General features: G+C 66.3%; 20 protein-coding genes and 3 pseudogenes. 16 read left to right on the forward strand and 7 right to left on the reverse strand.

What is annotated here, in order from left to right; translation table 11 throughout:
• Window positions 1–185: 185 nt before the first annotated feature.
• Genes ABFB10_RS22730 through ABFB10_RS22750 form a run of 5 tightly spaced genes read left to right on the forward strand, consistent with a single transcriptional unit; the run spans window position 186 to window position 3,438 of the window.
• Window positions 186–647, forward strand: coding sequence for a putative pterin-binding protein (locus ABFB10_RS22730; protein ID WP_347168477.1), 462 nt, complete (start codon window positions 186–188; stop codon window positions 645–647).
• Window positions 644–1,744: a PAS domain-containing protein gene (locus ABFB10_RS22735; protein ID WP_347168478.1), complete on the forward strand. Its 1,101-nt coding sequence runs from the start codon at window positions 644–646 to the stop codon at window positions 1,742–1,744. The genes ABFB10_RS22730 and ABFB10_RS22735 overlap by 4 nt, the downstream gene beginning before the upstream one ends.
• A complete protein-coding gene (locus tag ABFB10_RS22740) occupies window positions 1,741–2,397 on the forward strand; it encodes a sensor histidine kinase (protein ID WP_347168479.1) in 657 nt (218 codons plus the stop codon). The genes ABFB10_RS22735 and ABFB10_RS22740 overlap by 4 nt, the downstream gene beginning before the upstream one ends.
• Window positions 2,394–3,086, forward strand: a complete 693-nt coding sequence (locus ABFB10_RS22745; RefSeq protein WP_347168480.1) for a response regulator transcription factor — start codon at window positions 2,394–2,396, stop codon at window positions 3,084–3,086. The genes ABFB10_RS22740 and ABFB10_RS22745 overlap by 4 nt, the downstream gene beginning before the upstream one ends.
• Window positions 3,079–3,438, forward strand: coding sequence for a helix-turn-helix transcriptional regulator (locus tag ABFB10_RS22750; protein ID WP_347168481.1), 360 nt, complete (start codon window positions 3,079–3,081; stop codon window positions 3,436–3,438). Before ABFB10_RS22745 ends, ABFB10_RS22750 begins: the two co-directional genes overlap by 8 nt.
• Window positions 3,439–3,669: 231 nt before the next feature.
• Here ABFB10_RS22750 and ABFB10_RS22755 read toward each other — a convergent pair whose 3' ends face one another.
• The gene (locus ABFB10_RS22755) at window positions 3,670–4,071 is read right to left on the reverse strand and encodes a type 2 periplasmic-binding domain-containing protein (protein ID WP_347168482.1); all 402 of its coding nucleotides are present in this window, start codon (window positions 4,069–4,071) and stop codon (window positions 3,670–3,672) included.
• Window positions 4,072–4,120: 49 nt separating this feature from the next.
• Window positions 4,121–4,528: pseudogene (locus ABFB10_RS24430) on the reverse strand (LysR family transcriptional regulator); the annotation flags it as partial.
• 104 nt (window positions 4,529–4,632) lie between these two features.
• Between ABFB10_RS24430 and ABFB10_RS22765 the strand changes: the two are divergent.
• The 9 genes and pseudogenes from ABFB10_RS22765 (at window position 4,633) to ABFB10_RS22805 (ending at window position 12,361) form a co-directional block, all read left to right on the forward strand.
• The gene (locus tag ABFB10_RS22765) at window positions 4,633–5,766 is read left to right on the forward strand and encodes a TAXI family TRAP transporter solute-binding subunit (RefSeq protein WP_347168484.1); all 1,134 of its coding nucleotides are present in this window, start codon (window positions 4,633–4,635) and stop codon (window positions 5,764–5,766) included.
• A 68-nt stretch (window positions 5,767–5,834) separates the two neighbouring features.
• On the forward strand, window positions 5,835–6,305 hold the full coding sequence (locus tag ABFB10_RS22770) for a hypothetical protein (protein WP_347168485.1): 471 nt from the start codon (window positions 5,835–5,837) through the stop codon (window positions 6,303–6,305).
• Window positions 6,290–7,723 carry a TRAP transporter permease gene (locus ABFB10_RS22775; RefSeq protein WP_347168486.1) on the forward strand — a complete coding sequence of 478 codons (1,434 nt, stop codon included), beginning with the start codon at window positions 6,290–6,292 and terminating at the stop codon, window positions 7,721–7,723. The genes ABFB10_RS22770 and ABFB10_RS22775 overlap by 16 nt, the downstream gene beginning before the upstream one ends.
• Window positions 7,724–7,791: 68 nt before the next feature.
• Window positions 7,792–8,148: pseudogene (locus ABFB10_RS22780) on the forward strand (enoyl-CoA hydratase-related protein); the annotation flags it as partial.
• A gap of 82 nt (window positions 8,149–8,230) precedes the next feature.
• Window positions 8,231–10,117, forward strand: a complete 1,887-nt coding sequence (locus ABFB10_RS22785) for an AMP-binding protein (protein WP_347168487.1) — start codon at window positions 8,231–8,233, stop codon at window positions 10,115–10,117.
• 17 nt (window positions 10,118–10,134) lie between these two features.
• Entirely contained in the window at window positions 10,135–10,308 is a 174-nt protein-coding gene (locus ABFB10_RS22790) for a hypothetical protein (protein WP_347168488.1), read from the forward strand.
• On the forward strand, window positions 10,302–11,300 hold the full coding sequence (locus ABFB10_RS22795) for an acyl-CoA dehydrogenase family protein (protein WP_347168489.1): 999 nt from the start codon (window positions 10,302–10,304) through the stop codon (window positions 11,298–11,300). Before ABFB10_RS22790 ends, ABFB10_RS22795 begins: the two co-directional genes overlap by 7 nt.
• A 10-nt stretch (window positions 11,301–11,310) precedes the next feature.
• Window positions 11,311–11,970: an acyl-CoA dehydrogenase family protein gene (locus ABFB10_RS22800; RefSeq protein ID WP_347168490.1), complete on the forward strand. Its 660-nt coding sequence runs from the start codon at window positions 11,311–11,313 to the stop codon at window positions 11,968–11,970.
• The gene (locus ABFB10_RS22805; protein WP_347168624.1) at window positions 11,951–12,361 is read left to right on the forward strand and encodes an acyl-CoA dehydrogenase family protein; all 411 of its coding nucleotides are present in this window, start codon (window positions 11,951–11,953) and stop codon (window positions 12,359–12,361) included. Before ABFB10_RS22800 ends, ABFB10_RS22805 begins: the two co-directional genes overlap by 20 nt.
• A gap of 215 nt (window positions 12,362–12,576) precedes the next feature.
• On the opposite strand, the pseudogene ABFB10_RS24435 reads toward ABFB10_RS22805, so the two are convergent.
• The 3 genes and pseudogenes from ABFB10_RS24435 to ABFB10_RS22825 all read right to left on the reverse strand — a co-directional run bounded on the left by ABFB10_RS24435 (window position 12,577) and on the right by ABFB10_RS22825 (window position 15,688).
• Window positions 12,577–14,084 (reverse strand): annotated as a pseudogene (locus ABFB10_RS24435) (tripartite tricarboxylate transporter permease).
• Between the two features lies 1 nt (window position 14,085).
• The gene (locus ABFB10_RS22820) at window positions 14,086–14,538 is read right to left on the reverse strand and encodes a tripartite tricarboxylate transporter TctB family protein (RefSeq protein WP_347168493.1); all 453 of its coding nucleotides are present in this window, start codon (window positions 14,536–14,538) and stop codon (window positions 14,086–14,088) included.
• 157 nt (window positions 14,539–14,695) lie between these two features.
• Window positions 14,696–15,688, reverse strand: coding sequence for a tripartite tricarboxylate transporter substrate binding protein (locus tag ABFB10_RS22825; protein WP_347168494.1), 993 nt, complete (start codon window positions 15,686–15,688; stop codon window positions 14,696–14,698).
• Between the two features lie 209 nt (window positions 15,689–15,897).
• On the opposite strand from ABFB10_RS22825, the gene ABFB10_RS22830 reads away from it, so the two are divergent.
• The gene (locus tag ABFB10_RS22830; RefSeq protein ID WP_347168495.1) at window positions 15,898–17,739 is read left to right on the forward strand and encodes a PrpF domain-containing protein; all 1,842 of its coding nucleotides are present in this window, start codon (window positions 15,898–15,900) and stop codon (window positions 17,737–17,739) included.
• A gap of 12 nt (window positions 17,740–17,751) precedes the next feature.
• Window positions 17,752–18,624 (forward strand): isocitrate lyase/PEP mutase family protein, encoded by an 873-nt coding sequence (locus ABFB10_RS22835; RefSeq protein WP_347168496.1) that lies wholly within the window; start codon window positions 17,752–17,754, stop codon window positions 18,622–18,624.
• 237 nt (window positions 18,625–18,861) lie between these two features.
• Here the strand turns inward: ABFB10_RS22835 and ABFB10_RS22840 are convergent, their stop codons facing one another.
• Together ABFB10_RS22840 and ABFB10_RS22845 are read right to left on the reverse strand one after the other, a co-directional pair.
• Window positions 18,862–19,749, reverse strand: coding sequence for an NnrS family protein (locus ABFB10_RS22840; RefSeq protein ID WP_430523067.1), 888 nt, complete (start codon window positions 19,747–19,749; stop codon window positions 18,862–18,864).
• On the reverse strand, window positions 19,671–20,060 hold the full coding sequence (locus ABFB10_RS22845; protein ID WP_347168498.1) for an NnrS family protein: 390 nt from the start codon (window positions 20,058–20,060) through the stop codon (window positions 19,671–19,673). The genes ABFB10_RS22840 and ABFB10_RS22845 overlap by 79 nt, the downstream gene beginning before the upstream one ends.
• Between the last annotated feature and the right edge of the window lie 47 nt (window positions 20,061–20,107).

Raw genomic sequence — 20,107 nt, forward strand, 5'->3', positions numbered from 1 at the left:
TTGCGGCGCCCAACCGTCCCGGAATGTGCATCCTGCCCCCGATCCCCTGCATTCGACGGAAAACTACAGGGGCGGTTCCAGCGGCGCCCCGTTCGTTTGCACGGGGCGGCACGATTATTTGTTCAATATTACTTTTGCTGATTAACTACGCGCTGCGAAACGGACTTTGGAAGCCGGAGATCTACATGCGAAGCCGGATAGCGATCTGCCTTGCGACAAGCCTGCTTGCGGCTGGCGATGCCCCGCCAACCCTGCGCATCACCGGGGCCATTGCCGGGGGCACCGTGGGGTTCGATCTGGAAGCGCTGCGCAGCCTGCCGCAGGCCGGGCTGGAAACCTCGACGGTGGTGACAGACGGAACGCATCTTTTTACCGGCTTTCTGATGCGCGACCTGCTGGAAAAGGTCGAGGCGCGGGGTGAAACCGTGACGGCCACGGCGCTCAACGAATACATCGTCGACATTCCCATCTCGGATTTCCACAACTACGACGTGGTCGTCGCCTATGAGATGGACGGCAAACCGCTCGAACGGGCCGACAAGGGTCCGCTCTGGATCGTCTACCCCCGCGACGATCACAGCGAATTGCAGGATATCCGCTTCGACTACCGCTGGGTCTGGCAGCTTTCCGGGCTCGAGGTCCGATGACGCGCCCGGGTGGCTCTGCTCCTTGGCTGGCACTGCCGCTCGTTACCGTGATCGTATTCGCGCTGCTGTTGACCGTCTCGCTGCAACGGATGGTCCGGATCGAGTCCGACATGCGCGTCGACGCCGAACAGAACATGCTTTGGGTCATGCACGAAAGCGAGGCGGCGGCCCGGCGCCTGAAGGAAACCGCCCTGCTGGCCGAGCTGGGCAGGGCGCAGGAGGCCGACATCGCCCTGCATCTTGATATCCTGCGCAGTCGGGTCGCGCTTTTGAACGACGGCCCACAGCGCCGCTTCGTCGAACACATCGGCCTTGGCGAGGAACTGAACCAGTTGACCGCGCAACTCGACACACTCGCACCGCTGCAGATGACCCCGGCCAGCCTGCAAGCGGCGCTGGCTCCTTTTCCGGCCTTTTTCTCGAAAGCCGCCAACAAGACCATGATTGCGGAATGGGACGAACTCGGCGGGCGGCTGGAAAGCTATCGCGGACAGTTGCGGAAAACCATCCTCGCGCTGATCGGGGTCATGGCCGCAGGTGCGGTACTGACAGCGGCCCTTGTGCTTGCCCTGCGCAAATCGCGCCAACACAACCGGATGCTGCGGCGCGAACGCGATTTCTCGGGGCTGCTGATCGCGTCAAGCGGCGAGGGCATCGCCGCAATCGATGCCTCCGGGCGCTGCACATTGTGGAACGAAGCGATGGCCCATCTGGTGGGACAGTCGGCGCAGCAGGCCGTCGGGCGCGCGCTGTCCGAGGTGGCGGGCTTCTTCGCCGCGGCCACTGTCCGCGAAAGGCTGGCCGAAGCGCTGGCCGGAACGCCGGGACACCTGCAGCTGCGCCCCCTGTTCCGCAATGACGCAGAGGCGCCGATCCACGTCGATCTGCGGGCCTTCCCGATGCGCGACGAGACCGGCATCGTCGGCGCGATTGTGTTCATGCAGGACGCCAGCGACCGCCATGCGGTACCGAGCGCCGGGACGCCGAATCGCGCGAGCGGCTGGAACAGCTGGTCGTCGAGCGCACGCGCGAGCTGGATGACGCGCTCAGCCGCGAACGATCTGCCGCCGATCTCTATCGGAACTTCGCCGCAATGATCTCGCATCAGTTCCGCACGCCGCTGGCGATTGCCGATTCCGCCCTGCAACGGCTGATCCGGCGCGGCAATCGTGCGGATGCGCAGGAGATAACCGACCGCGCCACCCGCGCGCGCGGCGCCATTTCAGGACTGACGCGGCTGGTCGAAAGCACGCTCGACGCCGCGCGGATCGAAGCCGGAGAGGTCGGCACCCGGCGCGAACGCTGCGATCTCGCGCCGATCCTCGCCGAGGTCTGCGACGAACAGCGCGAGGCCACCCCCGACGCACGCATCCGCGTGATCGTGCGCAACCACGCTCAGGCGCTCTGTGACCCGGCTTACGTCGAACAGGTGCTGAAGAACCTGGTCTCGAATGCCGTGACCTATGCGCCCGGCGGCTCTGAGATATCGGTCACGCTGGACCTGCAGTGCCAGAGCCTGCACTGCGAGGTCGCGAATGGCGGCCCGCCCATCCCGCCGTCGGACCGCGCCCGTCTTTTCGAGCGCAACTTCCGTGGCGCCAACAGCACCGGCGCGCCCGGCACCGGCGTGGGGCTGTTCATCGCCCGCACGCTGGCACGGATGCAGGGCGGCGACCTCGTGCTGCTGCCGGGCGGCGGCCAGACGGTCTTCCGCCTGACGCTGCCGCAGGCCGAAGGTGCCACGCCATGACCGCCCCCGCCCTAGTTCTTGTGGTCGAGGACGAGGCCGCGTTGCGTGCCGATATCGTCGAGGAGCTGCAAGAGGCCGGTTACCGCACCCTTGCCGCCGCCGACGGCGCGGCGGCGCTGGCACTGCTTGCGGATGCGGCCCCCGATCTGGTGCTCTGCGACATCACCATGCCGGAACTCGACGGTTACGGGCTGCTATCGGCGCTGCGCGCGGACCGGCCAGAGCTTGCCGCAACGCCCTTCGTCTTTCTGACCGCGCTGTCCGAGCCGCGCGACATGGTCGAGGGCAAGCTCATGGGCGCTGACGATTACCTCGTGAAACCGGTCGACTACGACCTCATGCTGGCCACGGTCGCCGCCCGGCTGCGCCAGGTCGCGCGCATCCGCGAAAGCGACGGCGGTGAGATCGCCCGCCTGCGCCAGACGCTGTCCGCCCTGTCGCAGGACGGCGCCGAACGCGCGCTGGACCTGATCGCGCTGGGGGTCGTGCTGTTGGACGGCGGCGGGCGCGTGCTTCATGCCAATTGCGCGGCGCGCAGCATGATCGACGCGGCCGAGTTCGTGACCCTGCAGCAGGGGGCCGTCGGCGCGACCGATACCCCCGGCGACCGCGCGCTGCGCGACGCGATAACCGAGGCGCTGGCTGCGGCCCGCGCCGGCACTGGGAAAGCTGACCGGGGTGATGCTTGAGCGCGCCGAAGACGCCCTGACCGCCTCGGCGCTGGTCTGCCCCCTGCCCAAGACCTTCGGAACCCCGGAGACCCAGCCCCATGTCGCCGTGTTCCTGTCGCCCCCGGCCCGGCAGCGGCGGATCTCGGCGCCGCTGCTGGCCGATCTCTTCGGGCTGACGCCCACCGAAACCCGGGTCGCCGCCGCCCTTGCCTCCGGTGCACGCCCGGCGGATGCCGCGGTCGAGCTGGGCGTCTCCCAGACCACCATCGCCTTTCACATGCGCAACCTTTTCCAGAAGACGGGCACGAACCGGCAGACCGATCTCGTCGCCCTGATCCTCGCCGGCCCAATGATGATCGAGGCAGTCTAGACCCAGCCTCCACCCTTGCTGCAAATCCGTCCGGCAGGCGTTGTTCGCAGCGCCTGCTCCAACGTCGACGTCAGCCCCCTTCCCGGCGCTGAACCCCGCTGGAATTGCCCGTGCAAGTCCTGAGTGGAACGACACCGCGACCGGCTGGCGCCGGTCCTTCGGCGAGAAAGCCGACCCTGAAGCGGTGCTTTCCCCTTGGCCCGGTCAATGTCGCTGCCAACCGTGGCGGGCTTACGCTTTCAACTGCTGTTCCAGAAAGTCGAAAACCGCCCGATACCGTGCATTCTCCCTGATTTCGGGAACCGCCGTCAGCCAGATCTCCTTGCGCAGCCGCGCCTCCGGCAGACAGGGAACCAGCCTGTCATCGGAGTTTCCGATCCGGTTGACCACCGGGCCAATGCCCATGCCGGCGTGAATGGTCTGCTGCACTGCAAGCAGGCTGTTGGACAAGAAGACATGCCGGTCCGCCGAGAACAGCTTGTCGGTCAAGACCGCCGTGGGGGTGATCCCCAGCAGCCCGACCGCGCGATGGCGCCGGGCCTCTTCTGCGGTGCGCGGCAGCCCATAGCGATCGGCATAGCCCCGCGCGGCGAACAGGGAGATATCCAGGTGACCCACCTGTTTGGTGATCAAGTCCGGCTGGACCGGCACGCAGCAGCCGAATGGCGATATGGGCTTCGCGGCTGAGCAGGTTGATCATCGCGTTGTCGATGACCAGTTCAACGCGAATATTCGGATAGGCTTCGTAGAATTCACCCATCAACGGGGCCAGCCACTGGATACCCAGTGTTTCGGTCACCGTGATCCGCACCGCCCCTTTCAGCGCCACGTCGCTGTGGTGCAACTTCCGCTCCATCTGTTCGAGATGTTCCCGAACCTTTTGCAGCGTCTCCAGCATCTGCTCGCCTGCGGGCGTGGGCGAAAGCCCGGCGGGCGTCCGGGCCATGAGCTGCACGCCCAACTCCGCCTCCAGCTGGCTTAGGCGCCGGCTTAGCGTGGGCTGAGTCTGCCCAAGGCGGCGCGCGGCTGCGGTGATGCTGCCAGCCTCGGCGATGGTGAGGAAATCAAGGTAGCCGTTCCATTTTGCCATGCAATAGATCTATGCCCCTCATGCCAAATCAGTCAGTACCATACGCGAATGCACCGTCATAGGTTTTTCATGACGGGGGAGCTCGTCGCTAGAGGAGGAATAAAATGATCAAGAGAACCATGCTCTTGGGCGGCGCGCTTGCCGCACTGGCAGGCCCGTCTCTGTCCGAGGGGCTGCCGGCCCAGATGAAATGGATGGCCTACCCCACCGACAGTTCGGGCTATGCCCAGGCCATCGCGGTGGGAAACATGCTCAAAGAGAAAACCGGGACGCGGGTTGCTGTTCTGCCGGGTCAGAACGACGTGGCCCGCCTGACCCCCCTGAAGATGGGCGCGGCGGGCTACTGCATGTGCGGGGTTGCGGCCTATTTCAGCACCGAAGGCGTCACTGAATTTGCCGGCGAAGACTGGGGGCCGCAACCGCTTCGCATGATCCTGGCCAAGATCGACGGATCGGGCGTCGGTTTCGCCACACGCGGCGATGCAGGCATCGAGACCGCCGCCGACCTGCGCGGCAAACGGGTGCCCTCCGTGCGCGCCGCGGCCTCTCTCAATGTGCCGCTGAACTCTGTGCTGGCCTTTGGCGACCTCACCCGCGACGATGTGGAAACGGTTGAATACTCCGGCTTTTCGGCAAGTTGGGAAGGCGTCATCAACGGTCAGTCCGATGTCGCCTTTGCCACGACCCTCACACCCAATTCTGCGCAGCTTGCCTCTAGCAATCACGGGATCCACTGGATCCCCCTGCCCCATGACGACAGCGAAGGCTGGGCGCGGCTGAAGGCCACGGCCCCCTATATCGCGAAACGGGTCGTGACACAGGCCTCCGGTCTGGCCGAGGGCGACAGCTTTGAAGGGGCAGGCTATCCCTACCCCTTCCTCGTGACCACGGCTGCACAGGATGAAGACGAAGCCTATGCGCTGACGAAGGCCATGATCGAGAACCTCGACAGCTACAAGGACGCGGCACCGGGGGCCGACGGCTGGGCGCTTGAGGTACAGGACCTGCAATGGGTGATCCCCTACCACGCCGGTGCGATCCGCTATTTCAAGGAGGCGAACGTTTGGACGGATGAGGTCGAGGCGCACAACAATGCCTTGATCGACCGACAGAAGGTGCTGGCCGAAGCCTGGGAGGCGCTCGACCGTGGGGCCATCGACGGGGACTTCAGCGCGGCCTGGATGCAGGCCCGGGCCGAAGCGCTGAAGGCCGCCGGTGAACCGGTTGTCTTCGACTGACCGATAAACCGCCCGCGCCCGTGCCTGTCCGCACGGGCGCGCCCTGTCGCCAAACCGGGAAATTCCGCATGACCTCTGTCACCTTCCTGCTGCGCGTCGCGGCGGCGCTGATGCTGGTGGGCTCTGCCTATCAGACGTTCAATCTGGGCAATCTGACGGGCTTTGTGCCACTGACGAACCAGTTCATCTACGGCGCCATCGCGGTTCTTTTGCCCTTTGCCTTTCTGCTGTGGCCGCGCTGGCGCCTGCTGGACCTGCCGCTGGCGGCACTGGCCTTTGCCGCGGGCTGCTATTTCGCTTTCGTCTCGGAACGGATCGTCATGGAGGGCTGGGAGTATGGCGCGCCGGGGCTGGCGCAGACCATGGCGCTGCTGCTTTGGGCGCTGACCCTGGAGGCGGGGCGGCGGATCGGGGGGACGGCCATGATCCTGGTGGTCGCGCCGCTTTCTCTTTACCCGCTGGTCGCGGATCGGCTTCCGGCGATCTTCAACGGGTTTTCCATGCCTCTGCGCGATACGGTACCGTGTTCTATGCAATGAGCAGCGAAGGCATTCTCGGGGTGCCGATGCGCGCCTTCATCAACCTCGTGCTGGGCTTTCTGGTGTTTGGCGTGGCGCTGCAAAAGACCGGCGGCGGAAAGTTCTTCCTCGACCTCGCCTTCGCGGCCCTCGGCCATGTGCGCGGCGGCCCCGCGAAGGTTGCGATCCTGTCGTCGGGGTTGATGGGGTCCATGTCGGGCAGCGTCATCACCAATGTCCTGACCACCGGAACCTTGACCATCCCGACGATGAAACGCACCGGGATTCGCCCGGCGGCGGCGGGCGGGATCGAGGCCTGTGCCTCGACCGGTGGGGTGCTGGCCCCGCCGGTGATGGGGGCGACGGCCTTTGTCATGGCGACCTTTTTGAACGTCCCCTACCAGGACATCGCCTTGGCCGCGATCCTGCCGACATTGCTTTACTTCCTGGGCCTGTTTTTCCAGATCGACGCGCTGGCGGCGCGGCAGGGGCTGTCTGGCCTGCCCGAAGCCGAACTGCCCAAGCTGCGCGCCGTGATGCGCGATGGCTGGTGGTATCTTGCTGTCTTCATCCTGCTGATCTGGATGCTTCTGGTGCTCAACCGTGAATCCTGGGCCCCCTGGTTTGCCACCGGCCTGCTGCTGGCGATCAATCAGATCTTGCCGGCCCATCGCTGGGGCTGGGCGGACTTCGGCGCCTTTCTCGAAGACGTTGGCCGTCTTTTTGCCGAGATGGCGGGGCTGCTCGCGGCTGTCGGCCTGATCGTCGGTGCGCTGGTTGTGACCGGCAAGATCGGCAATATCGCAAGCGACCTGCTGGGTTTTGCGGGCGGCAACCTCTATCTGCTTTTGCTCATGGGGGCGGCGACGGCCTTTGTCCTCGGCATCGGCATGACCGTTACCGCAGCCTATATCTTCCTGGCCGTGGCACTGGCCCCTGCGCTGATCGAGGCAGGGCTAGAGCCACTCGCCGTGCATCTCTTCATCCTGTATTGGAGCATGCTCAGCTACATCACCCCGCCGGTAGCCATCGGCGCCTTTGCCGCCGCGACAATCGCCAAGGCCAACCCGATGCAAACCGGGATCGAAGCGATGCGCATGGGCGGCGTGATCTATCTGCTGCCGTTTTTCTTCGTCGTGGCCCCCGCCTTGTTGATGCGCGGCCCGGCGGCGGAGGTCGCGCTGACCTTCGGCTCGGCCCTGCTCGGCGTCTACCTGATCTCCTGCGCGGCGCAGGGCTGGCTGATCGGGCTGGGCGGCTATCCCCGCGGGGTCCTGGGCGTCCTATTGCGCCTGTCCACCCTTTGCTCGGGGCTGGCCTTTGCCCTGCCGGGCGGCGCGCTGACCGGCCTTCCGCCGCTCTATCTGTTCAGCGCCGCGCTGGCCTGTCTCACACCCATAATGCTCTGGCATCTGATGAATAAGGAACGCCCCGCATGACCGATCCCATCTATGAAACCGACAGCGCCGTTCTTTCAGAGACCTCCGACGGGATAGCCTGGCTGACCATGAACCGCCCGCGTTACGGCAACGCGCAGAATTCGCAGATGACCTATGCGCTTGATGCGGCCATCGCCAAGGCGAACGCGGACCCGGCGATCAAGGTGATCGTCCTGCGCGGGGCGGGCAAGCATTTCTCGGCCGGGCATGACATCGGCAGCCCGGGCCGCGATGCGCATGTCAGTTTCGAGCGCAAGAGCAATTGGCACGATCACGTCGGCCAGCCGGGGGCCGAGATGCAATATGTCCGCGAGATGGAAGTCTACCTCGGCATGTGCCGCCGCTGGCGCGAAGGACCGAAACCGATGGTCGCGATGGTCCAGGGCGCCTGTATCGCGGGCGGGCTCATGCTGGCCTGGGTCTGTGACCTGATCATCGCGTCGGAGGATGCGCGCTTTGGTGACCCGGTTCTGCATATGGGCTTTCCCGGGGTTGAATACTTTGCCCATGCCTTCGAGCTTCCCCCGCGTGGCCCGCGAGATGGTTCTCCTGGGCGAGCCGATCGGCGCCGAGCGGGCCCATTCGCTGGGCATGGTGAACAAGGTCGTCGCCCGCGATGCCCTTCAGGCCGAAACGACGCGCGTCGCTGCGCGGATTGCCTCGATGCCCGGCTTTGGACTGACATTGACCCGCCAGGCGTTCAACAACACCGAAGACCTTCAGGGCAAGCGCGCGGCCATGGACATGGCCTTTGGGTTGCACCACCTTGCCCATGCCCACAACAGCCTGACCAAAGGGGACAATATCGCCGGGCTGAGCGAGCCGCGACATGGCGCGGCTGAACCGGAGCGACAAGGCATGAAGGCGCTCGATGCCCAGACCCGCGAAGGCATGATCCTGGCCGGAGAGCGGCAGATCTCGCAAACTGAGATGACGCGGCGCGCGGCGCGCGCGGCCACGGCGATGAAATCGATCGGCATTGGCGAAGGCGACAGCGTTGCGGTGATCATGCGCAACGACGTCGCTTTTCTGGAGGTCATGCTGGGGGCCGCGCTGATCGGCGCCTATGTCGCGCCGGTCAACTGGCACGCGACCGCCGAGGAGGCCGCGCATATCCTGAAGGACAGCGGGGCGCGGCTGATTGTCATCCATGCCGATCTTGTTTCGCGGTTCGCCCCCGGGTTCTCGGCAGATGTGGCGGTGCGACAGGTCTCGACGCCTCCCGAAATCGCCGAGGCCTACGGCTTCGCCCCGGTTGCCGCAAACCCGGATCAGGACTGGGACAGATGGTGCGCGGATGCCGCGCCTTACGACGGCCCCGCCGCCGCGCCGCGGTCGAATATCGTTTATACCTCCGGCACCACCGGCAACCCCAAGGGCGTGGTGCGCGAACCGGCCCGGGGCGCGATGGCCGCCCGCGTGCGCGAGGTTGTCGCGCTGGCTTACGGTATCGCCCCCGGTCGGGTGATCCGCACCGTGATCACCGGCCCGATGTACCATTCCGTCCCCAACGTCTATGCGCTGCATGCGGTACGCACCCCCGGGGCCCTGGTCACGCTGCAGCCGCGTTTCGACGCCGAAGCGCTGTTGCAGCTGATCGAGCGCCACGCCATCACCCATCTGCATCTGGTTCCGACAATGATGGTCAGGCTGCTGCGGCTTCCGAAAGCGGTGCGCGAGGCCTATGACATTTCATCGCTGCGGCATGTCGTGCATGGGGCGGCCCCCTGCCCGCCAGAGGTGCGCCAGGCGATGATCGACTGGTTCGGCCCGGTCATTGGCGAATATTACGGCGCATCGGAAACCGGCCCCGGGGTCGTGCTCACCCCCGAAGAAGCGCCCGATCACCCCGGCAGCGTGGGCCGCCCCACGCCCTGGACCCGGCTTGAGATCATCGACCGCGACGGCACGCCCTGTGACACCGGCTATGTTGGCGAGATCTATCTGAAGATCGACAATTACCCAGCCTTTGAATACCGCAACCGCCCCGGAGAAGCGGACAGGATGCGCCGGGGCGATATGGTCAGCGCCGGCGACATCGGCTTTCTGGACGCCGAGGGCTATCTGCACCTGCGCGACCGCAAGACGGATATGATCATCAGCGGCGGCGTCAATGTGTACCCCAATGACATCGAAGCCGCGCTTGTCGACATTCCGGGCGTGCGCGATGCTGCGGTCTTTGGCCTGCCCGATGCCGAGTTCGGGGAAGTGATCGCCGCCTGTGTCGAGACCGATCTGGACGAGACCACCCTGCGCGCCGGGCTGGAGCACCGTGTCGCACGGTTCAAGATCCCCCGCGTCTTTCATTTGTTCGACCAGCTTCCCCGCGAGGACAGCGGCAAAATTCGCAAGAAGAACCTGCGCGCCGACCTGATCGCGGCCCGCGCGGGCTGACGAAAGGACTAGACAAAATGGACCTCACCTATCGTCCCGAAGACCAGGCCTTCCGCGCCGAGGTGCGCGACTGGATGAACGCCAATGTGCCGACCGACCCGCTGCCGTCCTTTGACGCCTCCCGCGAAGGGTTTGAAGCCCACCGCGCCTGGGAAACCACGCTGAACCACGGTACCGTTGGGGCATGGTGACCTGGCCCGAAGCCTATGGCGGCCAGGGGCTGAGCCTGATCCAATGGCTTATTTTCGAGGAAGAATACTTCCGCGCCGGCGCGCCGGGCCGGGTGAATCAGAACGGTATCTTCCTGCTGGGGCCGACGTTGATGGACTACGGCACGCCAGAGCAAAAGGCGCGCTTTCTGCCGCCCATGGCATCGGGCGAGGAAATCTGGGCGCAGGCCTGGTCCGAGCCACAGGCCGGCTCTGACCTGGCCGCGGTCAAGGCCACCGCGCAGCGTGACGGCGACGACTATGTCCTGAAAGGGCACAAGATCTGGTCGTCCCGGGCGGTTTTTGCCGACTGGGGCTTTGGTCTTTTCCGCAGCGATCCCGGGTCAAGCCGGCACCATGGGCTGTCCTTGATTTTCTTCCCGCTGGATGCGCCCGGTGTCACGGTCCAGCCGATTGCGCAAATTGACGGGCGCACCGGATTTGCCGAGATCATGCTGGATGCGGTGCGCGTGCCCGCCTTCAACCGGCTTGGCGCCGAGGGCGAGGGCTGGAAGATCTGCATGACCACCGCGGGTTTCGAACGCGGGCTCATGCTGCGCAGCCCGGCGCGCTACCAGACCGCCGCCGCACGATTGGCCGCACTGTGCAAGCAACAGGGGCCGACTGTGACCGGCGGCCTGCGCGAGGCGGTCCAGCGCGCCACGATGGATGCAGATGCCTATGCCCTGTCGATTTACCATACGGCATCGCTGCTGGACGCGGGCGCCACGATCGGCGCGGAAGCCTCGATCAACAAGATTTTCTGGTCAGAGCTGGATATTGCGCTGCACCGCACGGCGCTGGATCTGCTGGGACCGCGCGCGGCCCTGACCGGGGCCGCCCCCGCGGCAGACGCCTCCGGCGCCTGGCTCGACGGGTTTTTCTTTGCGCTGGCCGGGCCGATCTACGCCGGCTCCAACGAGATCCAGAAAAACATCATCGCCGAGCGCGTGCTCGGCCTGCCCCGCAACTAGGATCACCGCGATGGACTTTCGATTTACCGAAGAGCAGGACATGATCGCCGAGACCGTGCAGGACGCCCTGCGGGATCTTTGTTCTACCGCCCAGCTGCGGGCGATGCACAAGGCGGGCCAGACCTATGACGCCGACCGATGGGCCGCGCTTGCGGATCTGGGGCTGAATGGCATTCTCTTGCCCGAGGCCCAGGGCGGTCTGGCGCTGGACGAGGTGACAATGTGCCGGGTGGCACAGGCCTGCGGCGCGGCCCTGCTGCCCGAACCATTGGTGGACCATGCCGGCGTCGCGTTGCCCCTCCTGGCCGAACTGGCCCGGTCCTGCGCCGCGCCGGACCTGCTTCAACCGGTCTCGGATATGGCGCAGGGGGATGGGCATACGGTGTTGTTTTCCCCCGTGCAGCCCTTTGCGGTGGCTGCGGATACCGCCCGAATTGTCATTCATGCACCGACCCAAGGACAGATCTCGATCGGCCCGGCAGAGACCTTTGATCTGACGGCCCAGCCCACTGACCGATCCGCTGACCCTGCTGCATTCCTGCCAGGTGACCGGCGGTGGCAGACGGCTCGCCGCCTCGCCCCGGACCGAGGCGGCGCTTGCCCGTGCCAATGCGCGGGGCGCGCTTTTCGCCGCCGCCCAATTGCTCGGCGTGGCGCAGGCGGCGCTTGATCTGGCTGTTGACTATGCCGGGGACCGCCAGCAGTTCGGCCGCCCCATCGGCAGCAACCAGGCGGTGAAACACATGCTGGCGGAGGTCCAGGTGCAGGTCGCCTTTCTCAAACCTGTTGTCTATGCCGCAGCCGCGCTGATCTCTCGCGAGGACGATTTCTCCCGCGGGCAGATCTCACACGCCTGGCTGCGCGCCATCGATGTTGCAGACAGGGCTACGCGTGTGGCGGTGCAGGTTCATGGCGCAATGGGCTATTCCTGGGAAACCGATGTCCATCTCTACCTCAAACGGGCCTTGGTGCTGAGCGGCCAGTGGGGCACCCGCTTTTGCCACGGGCAACAGTTCGACAAGCGTATCGCCACGGGGGGATTCATTGCGCCCCTTCAATGACCCCCCTCGGTCGTTGCCACCCAAGCGGGGGCGGTCTGCGCAGCCAAGCTACGCCCCGGCATTCGAACACCGGCAAAGGCCAGGATTTGCAGTCCGCTGATTTTCGACGAAATGGGGATCGGAGATGTCGCGGCGGCGGCAGCGCGCGGCACAGATGACAAGGGTCATCAGGCCGCGACGCGCCGGGGCATGGCCTCGATCAGGCGGTGGTCAGGTCAGGCCTGAACCAACCGGCGCTTGCGCAGCGCCTTCAACAGCGGTGCGCAGACGAGCACCAGCAACATGACGGCAAAGAGCGCCAGCGCGATGGGACGTTCGAGCATGTAGCCCAGCGGGTTCCCGCGCGAGATCTGCATGGTGCGCACCAGCTCGCCTTCCATCATCCGGCCCAGCAACAGGCCGATCACGGTCGCCGCCACCGGGTAGTCGTGGCGCCGCATCAGCCAGCCAAGTGCCGCGAAGCCCGCCACGGTCAGCGGCCCCGCGATGGTGCCGGTGATACCGTAGCCGCCCCAGGCGCACATGGCGAGGACCGAGGGCACCAGGTAGGACAGCGGCACCCGCACCACCAGCCCCAGCAGGCGCAGGCTCAGCAGGCCCAGCACCGCCAGCAGCAGAACCTGCCCGAGGTTGCCGAGGATGATCGAATAGACGATGTCGGTCTGGTTGCGGATGAAGCTGGGTCCGCCGATGATATTGTGGAACGAGAAGGCTGCCAGCAGCACCGCCGTTGCCGCGCCGCCGGGGATACCAAGCGCCAGCAGCGCCGTCATCGAGCCCCCTCGGACGAGGAGTTGGCGCTTTCGGCGGCGACCACACCCTCGGGCGCGCCATTGCCGAAACGCTCGGGGGTCTTCGAGGTGCGCTTGGCCTCGCCGTAGGATACCAGGTTCGCCACCGACGAGCCGACGCCGGGGATCGCCCCGATCACCGCGCCCAGAAGGCTGCCGCGGATCAGAACGCCGGGATACTTGAAGGTCTCGCCCGCGCCCTTGAGGATACGCCCGAAAGAGATGTCACGCTGCGCATCGTCGCGCACCAGATAGGTCTCGCCGCGCAGACGCAGCAGTTCCGAGGCGGCGAAAATGCCGATCATCGCGGGCACCACCGGCAGGCCGTCGATGAGGTAGGGCATGCCCACCTGCGTCCGCATAACGCCGGTGGTCGACATGCCGATCTGGCTCAGCATCAGTCCGAAGAACCCGGCCAGCAGCCCCTTGGACATCTTGCTGTCATTCAGCGTCGCGATCAGCGTCAGCCCCCAGAGCACGACCACCACCATCTCGAGCGGGCCGATCTTGAGCACGAAGGCCGCCAGCGGCTGGATCAGCAGCATCAGCAGGATATAGCCCACGAAGGCCCCCACGACCGAGGCCGCAAGCCCGATGCCAAGCGCCTCGTTGTGCTTGCCCTGCCGGGCCATGGGGTAGCCGTCGAAGGCGGTGGCGATCGAGGAGGACGAGCCGGGGATGTTCATCAGGATCGCCGTCACCCCGCCGCCATAGGCGCCGCCGGTGAAGATCGCGGTGAGGAACAGCATGGCCTGAAGGAAGTCCATGCCGAAGGTCACCGGCAGGAACACCGCCATGGCCATGGAGATCTGAAGGCCGGGGATAGAGCCGAAGACAAGGCCGATGAGCAGGCCGGGGATGACCCAGAGCCACGGCGTGAAGCCGGAAAACAGCAGGTCGAAGGCCTGCGAGAGGGCGAATTGATCGATCATCTCAAAGCACCAGCGTCAGCATGGGATAGGGGAAGAGGCTGCCAAACCCGTAGACCAGCAGCGCGGTGAAGATCGCGGCGAAGACCGGCGGCTGCCACCAGCCCCGGCCCCCGCTCATCACCACGCCGCCCCAGACGAAGAGGAAGGTGGCAAGATCGAAGCCGATATGGGTCAGCGCGTAGCAGAACGCCGCGAAGCCGGCGAGCAGAAGGATGTCGCCCCAGATGGCGGTGTCGGGCGCAGGCTTGGCCTTTGCCTCGGGATCGCGCGCCTTCAGCAGCGGGGCGACGATCAGCACGATGCAGATCAGCGCGATCAGCGCCGCCACCGGGGCGACTACGATCAGGTTGTCCATGCTGGCCCGCGCGCGGACCGCGCTTTGGGTGATATAGGCGGAGACGGCGAGGATGATGCCGATCAGCGCGGCGTGGGTGGCACGGAATTTGCCTGTCACGAGGGTCTCCTGCGGTCTTGGCTGCCGTTCTTGGGATGTGGGGCGCGGGCGGGGAAGCGGGCGGCGCGCGTCCGATCCCAGTGCCCTCGGGCAAGGGCGGGACGCGCCGCCTGCGAAGACGGGGCGCCGCGGCGCCCCTCCGGTCAGTTCGAAAGGATCACTTGTCCGCGAAGCGCTTGAGGATCTCGAAGTTGGACAGGATGATCTCGGTGGTGCGCTCGGGTCCAAGCCATTCCGCGCCCATGTCCTGGGCCTTCAGGCTGGCGACGAACTCTTCGTCCTGCATCACGGTCTGATAGGCATCGACCATCTTCTGGAAGGCCTCGGGGTGGTTTTCCTTGAAGGTGGCATGCGCCGCGAGGCCACGCATGGAGCCGGCAAGGGTGGTCACCGGATCGTGGCCCGAAGCTTGCAGCGCCTCGTCGAGGGTCGGTGCATCCCAGTCGTCCGAACGCTCGTCCGCGGCATAGGCCAGCGGGCGGACGTATTCGGCAATGGACAGCGTGCCGTCGGCGGCAAGCACGGTCATGTCGACCTGCCCGCCCGCAACGGCGGTCCGCGCCGCGCCGCCGGATTCGTAGGTCACCACGTTGACGTCGTCCTCCGTCAGGCCGAAGGCCTCGAGCGCGAGGCTGAGGTTGATCGCACCGGAGGAGTTCGGCACCACCGACACGCTGAGGCTGCCGGGGTTTTCCTTGGCCGCCGCCATGAAATCGGCCAGCGATTCATAGGGGGTCTCGGCGTTGACCGCGAAGATGTCGAAATCGTTCCACTGGCCGTTGATGAAAGCGAAATCCTCGAGGCTGTAGGTCGCGTCGAAGTTCAGGACCGCGTTCGACACATAGGGGTGGATCGAGGTCGCAAGGAAGTAGCTGCCGTCATCGGGCATGTTCATGAAATAGGTGTGCCCGACGTGGCCGCCGCCACCTTCCTGGTTGATGACGGTGATCGGGGTCTCAAGCTCGTCCGACAGGCGCTGCGCGAGGGCGCGTGCGGTGCGGTCGGCAGAGCCGCCCGGCCCGAGCGCCACGACGAAGGTGATCTGGCGCGGCGGCCAGCTCTCTGCCGCCGACACCGCAAGCGGCGAAACGGCGGTGGTCAGCAGTGCAGCCAGCGTGGCGGCGGAAAAGGCGCGTTTGGTGAGCTTCATCGAGTCCTCCCCTAATGTCTCATGTTCTGGCGTCATTGTACTACAATAAGGCCGATGGCAAGACTTACGCCCAGCCAATCCCGACTGTCAAGATGGTAAGAATTCTTGACAATCAGACGGGATTGCCGCCTATTTAGCCGCAATATCAGCGTTTAAGGCGAGTCATTGCTAACAATTCATGGCAGCGACTGGGCAGAGGGGGCCTTATTTTGTCAACAAAACAGGATGAGGCACGAGGCATCGCCGCAGAGCGGATCGCCCGTGCACTGCAAGAGGAAATCCTGTCCGGCGCGCTTCTTCCGGGCACCCGTCTGGGCGAGGTCGCCATCGCCGAACGCTTCGACGTCAGCCGTGGCCCGGTCCGCACGGCGCTTGGCCATCTGGCCGAATCCGGCACCGTGTCCATCGTACCCAACAGCGGCGCGCGGGTGCGCGAGCTGAGCCGCGACGACGCCCGCGCGCTTTACGAGGTGCGCGCCGCACTGGAATCAGAAGCGGCGCGGCTGGCCGCGAACCATGCCGAGGCCGGGACAAGAGAGGCGCTCGACCGCCTGCTGGGGCACCATGCGGGCGAGATCTCGGCCCATCCGCAGGGTGCCTACCTGCAACCCCCCGGCGACCGCGATTTCCACATGGTCATCGCCCGCATGGCCGGGAACCCGATCATCCTGCGCTACCTTACCCGCGAACTGTACCCCCAGCTGTCGCTGCTGCGCGTCAAGCATCGCAACGTCACCGGGCGCGGTCAGGCGGCGCTGTCGGAACATCACCGCATCGCCGAGGCCATCGCCGCCGGTGACGGCGAGGTCGCCGCGCTGCTGATGCGCCGCCACATCCTTGCCAGCTGGAACGCCACTGGAGGCGCAGCTGACCACGACCCCGGAGGAGCCCGCCCCGTGACCCAACTCGCCATCCCCGCCGTCTTCATGCGCGGCGGCACCTCGAAGGCACTTGTGCTGCATCGCCGCGACCTGCCTGCGGACGAAACCCGCTGGCCCGCGCTGTTCGCGGCCATGCTCGGCTCGCCCGATCCCAACCTGCGCCAGCTCGACGGCATGGGCGGCGGCATCTCGTCGCTGTCCAAGATCTGCATCATCGGCCCCGCGACGCGGCCCGACGCCGACATCGACTACACCTTCGCGCAGGTGGGCGTGGTCGATGACAGCGTGGATTTCTCCGGCAATTGCGGCAACATGAGCTCGGCCATGGGGCCCTTTGCCTATGACGAGGGGCTGGTCGGCGGCCCCCGCGACGGCGAGACGGTCGTGCGCATCCACAACACCAATTCCGGCAAGGTCATCGCCGCGCGCTTCGCGGTATCGGGCGGGCGCGCCGAGGTCAGCGGCGATCTGCACATCCCCGGCGTCCATGGCAGCGGCGCGCCGGTGGCGCTGGATTTCCTCGACCCCACGGACACCAACGGCAGGGGCGCCCTGCCCAGTGGGCAGCGGGTCGACCGGCTGACGCTGGCGGATGGCACCGAGGTCGCGGTGACGATGATCGACGCCGCCGTCCCCTCGGTCTTCGTGGCGGCCCCGGATGTCTCGGGCGACACCGGCGCCCACCCCGCCGCCATCGACGCCGACAGGGCGCTGATGGCGCGGCTGGAAGAGATCCGCCAGCAGGCCTCCGTCGCCATGGGCCTGACCGACAGCCTCGATGCCGCGAAGGCGCGCATCGCCACGCCCAAGGTCGCCATGGTCGCGCCGCCCGCCGCCTATGACGATCTGTCGGGCAACCGCCATGCGCCCGAAGGCCACGACCTGCAGATCCGCATGATCTCTGCCGGGCAGGCCCACCGCGCGGTGCCCGTCACCGGCGCGCTTGCGCTGGCCTGCGCCGCCGCCGTCGACGGTTCGGTCGTGCAGCGCCAGATCGCGCCGGGCGGCGATCCGCAGACCCTGCGCATCGGCACGCCGTCGGGTATCGTCTCGGTCGGTGCCACCCGCGATCCGCAGACCGGCACGATCACCGCCGCGCGCATTCTGCGCACCCAGCGGCGGCTGATGGATGGCCGCGTCTACGTACCCCTTTCCAAGACAACAGAATAAGCGAGCAACCCCATGCTGAATCACGAAGTGAACAAACGGTTCAAGGATCGCATTGCCTCGGGCGGTGCCCTGATGCTGCCCGGCGCGGCCAATGCGCTTGCGGCGCGGGTGATCGAGGATCTGGGTTTCGAGGCGGTGTACCTCTCGGGTGCGGGCCTGACCAATACCTTCCTCGGGATGCCTGACCTTGCCTTCGTCTCGCTTCCCGAGATCGCGCAACACACCGCCGCCATCCGCGACGCGACCGAGCTGCCCATCGTGGTGGATGCGGACAACGGTTTCGGCAACGGGCTGAACGTGCGCCACACCGTGCGCACGCTGGAACGGGCAGGCGCCTCGGCGATCCAGCTCGAGGACCAGAAGACCCCCAAGCGCTGCGGACATTTCTCGGGCAAGGACGTGGTGCCGCTGGCCGAGGCGCGCGCGCGCATCAAGGCGGCGGTGGATTCCCGGCAGGACGAGAACACGCTGATCGTGGCTCGCACCGACGCGGCGGCCACCGATGGCATGACCGAGGCGCTCGACCGCGCGGCGGCCTTCATCGAGGACGGTGCCGACATCACCTTCGTCGAGGCACCCCAGACCGTGGACGACCTGCGCGCCATCCCCAAGGCGCTGCCGGGCACGCCGCAGCTGGTGAACTTGGTGGTCGGGGGCAAGACGCCGATCCTGTCGGTGGACGAATTCACCGAGATGGGCTTTTCGCTGGTCCTTTATGCCAATGTCGCGCTGCAGTCGGCGCTTTACGGCATGCAGACCGCGCTGACCCAGCTGCGCGACCAGGGCCGGATGGACGAAGACGGCCCTCTTGCGGGTTTCCTCGAACGCCAGCGGGTGGTGCGCAAGGATCTCTTCGACGATCTCGACAAGCGCTACGCCTACTGAGACCCCGCCCACCCGCCGGTCAACGACGGGTGGGGCCCCATTCAAGGCGCTGCGCAGGCCCTGCTGCATGCGCCACAGACATCCCGCAAGCGGGCCTTCCCATCCGTTCCGCGGATCGGGGCGGCCCCGCGTCCGGCGTCAATCGCGGGATTGCCGCTGGCAGAGCCCCCTGCGGCGACAGGGGACCGGCGAAGTGACCCCGGCCTGTGCGACAGGGCCAAGTCCGTCCGGGACAGGTCATTGCGGAGCGCGGGAAACCGCTTTCTGCGCGCGTTTCGGGTGCAGAAGCCAGGGCCCCAGCCGCCAGGTCACGATGGCAAAGGCCGCGGTCCAGGCACCGGCTGCAAGATCGATACCATCCAGGGCGCCGATCGCGACCCGCCCCGCCACGACCCTCAGCACCATGGCGATCAGCACAAGCGCAAATGCGACGACCAGAGCGCGTCCGGCGATCAGGGCGCGGCCCGTGTGCCCCATGGTCGCCCGCATCATCACGGCCACGGTCATCGCCGTCACGGCCCCGATGCCCAGCACATGCGCCCCTACATTCGGCGCGATCAGCCCCAGCGCCGCTGCCGACACCGCCGCCAATCCCAAGGGCACCATCAGGTAGGCAAGATGCAGCATCAACAGCAGCGGCGAGGGCCAGGTTGCATGGCCGCGCCAGCGCAATAGCCGGACCATATGCAGGATGGCGGCCAGGCCTGCCGAGACCGCCACGGTCATGCCCGAAGGGGCCGCAACCCAGCTGACCAAGGCGACGGCGCCGACAACAAGGCCAAGCGCATCGAACCGGTTGAACGCGGTTGGCAGGGATTTGGCACCGCGCTGCACCAGCCAGTTTCTGCTGAAGCTCGGCACGATACGCCCGCCGATCAGCATGATCAGGAAGATCAAGAGCGCCATGCCGAAACGCCGCCCATGGACGGCGTCACCCGACAGCATCGCTTCGACGTGGAAAACGACATTGGCAAGCCAAAGCAGAGAAACAGGCACCAGCACCTTGAGATTGCGCCAGTTCCTGCCAGCCACAACCTCGCGCGCGATCATCGCGGCCACGGCCAGCAGAAAGACCTGATCCACAAGCAGGACCGCCACTGGCCCGAGGCCCATTCCCCCGGCCACCGACAATCGGCCCGCCAGCCAGAGCGCCAGAAGGACGGCCAGCGGCCAGCCTTGCGTGGGCAGACGGTACCGGTCCAGTTCGGGACCGCCGTGAAGAGAAACCCCGCGACCACGGCTGCGCCATAGCCGAAAATCATCTCGTGGGCATGCCAGTCGGTCGGCGCGAATGGCCCGCCCAGCACGACGCCGCCGCGCCAGACCGACCACCACAGCGGCAGTACCAGCAACGCAAACAGGGTTGCGGCCAGGAAGAAGGGTCTGAAGCCGTAGGACAGCAGGGCCGGTCCGTCAAAAGCTGCACGCGAAGACATGGGTCAACTCCTTCAGGAAAGTTCGGGCGACCCTCGCGTGTCGCCCG

It is taken from the genome of Ponticoccus litoralis (genome assembly GCF_039769985.1).
GTDB classification, from domain to species: Bacteria; Pseudomonadota; Alphaproteobacteria; order Rhodobacterales; family Rhodobacteraceae; genus Ponticoccus; species Ponticoccus litoralis.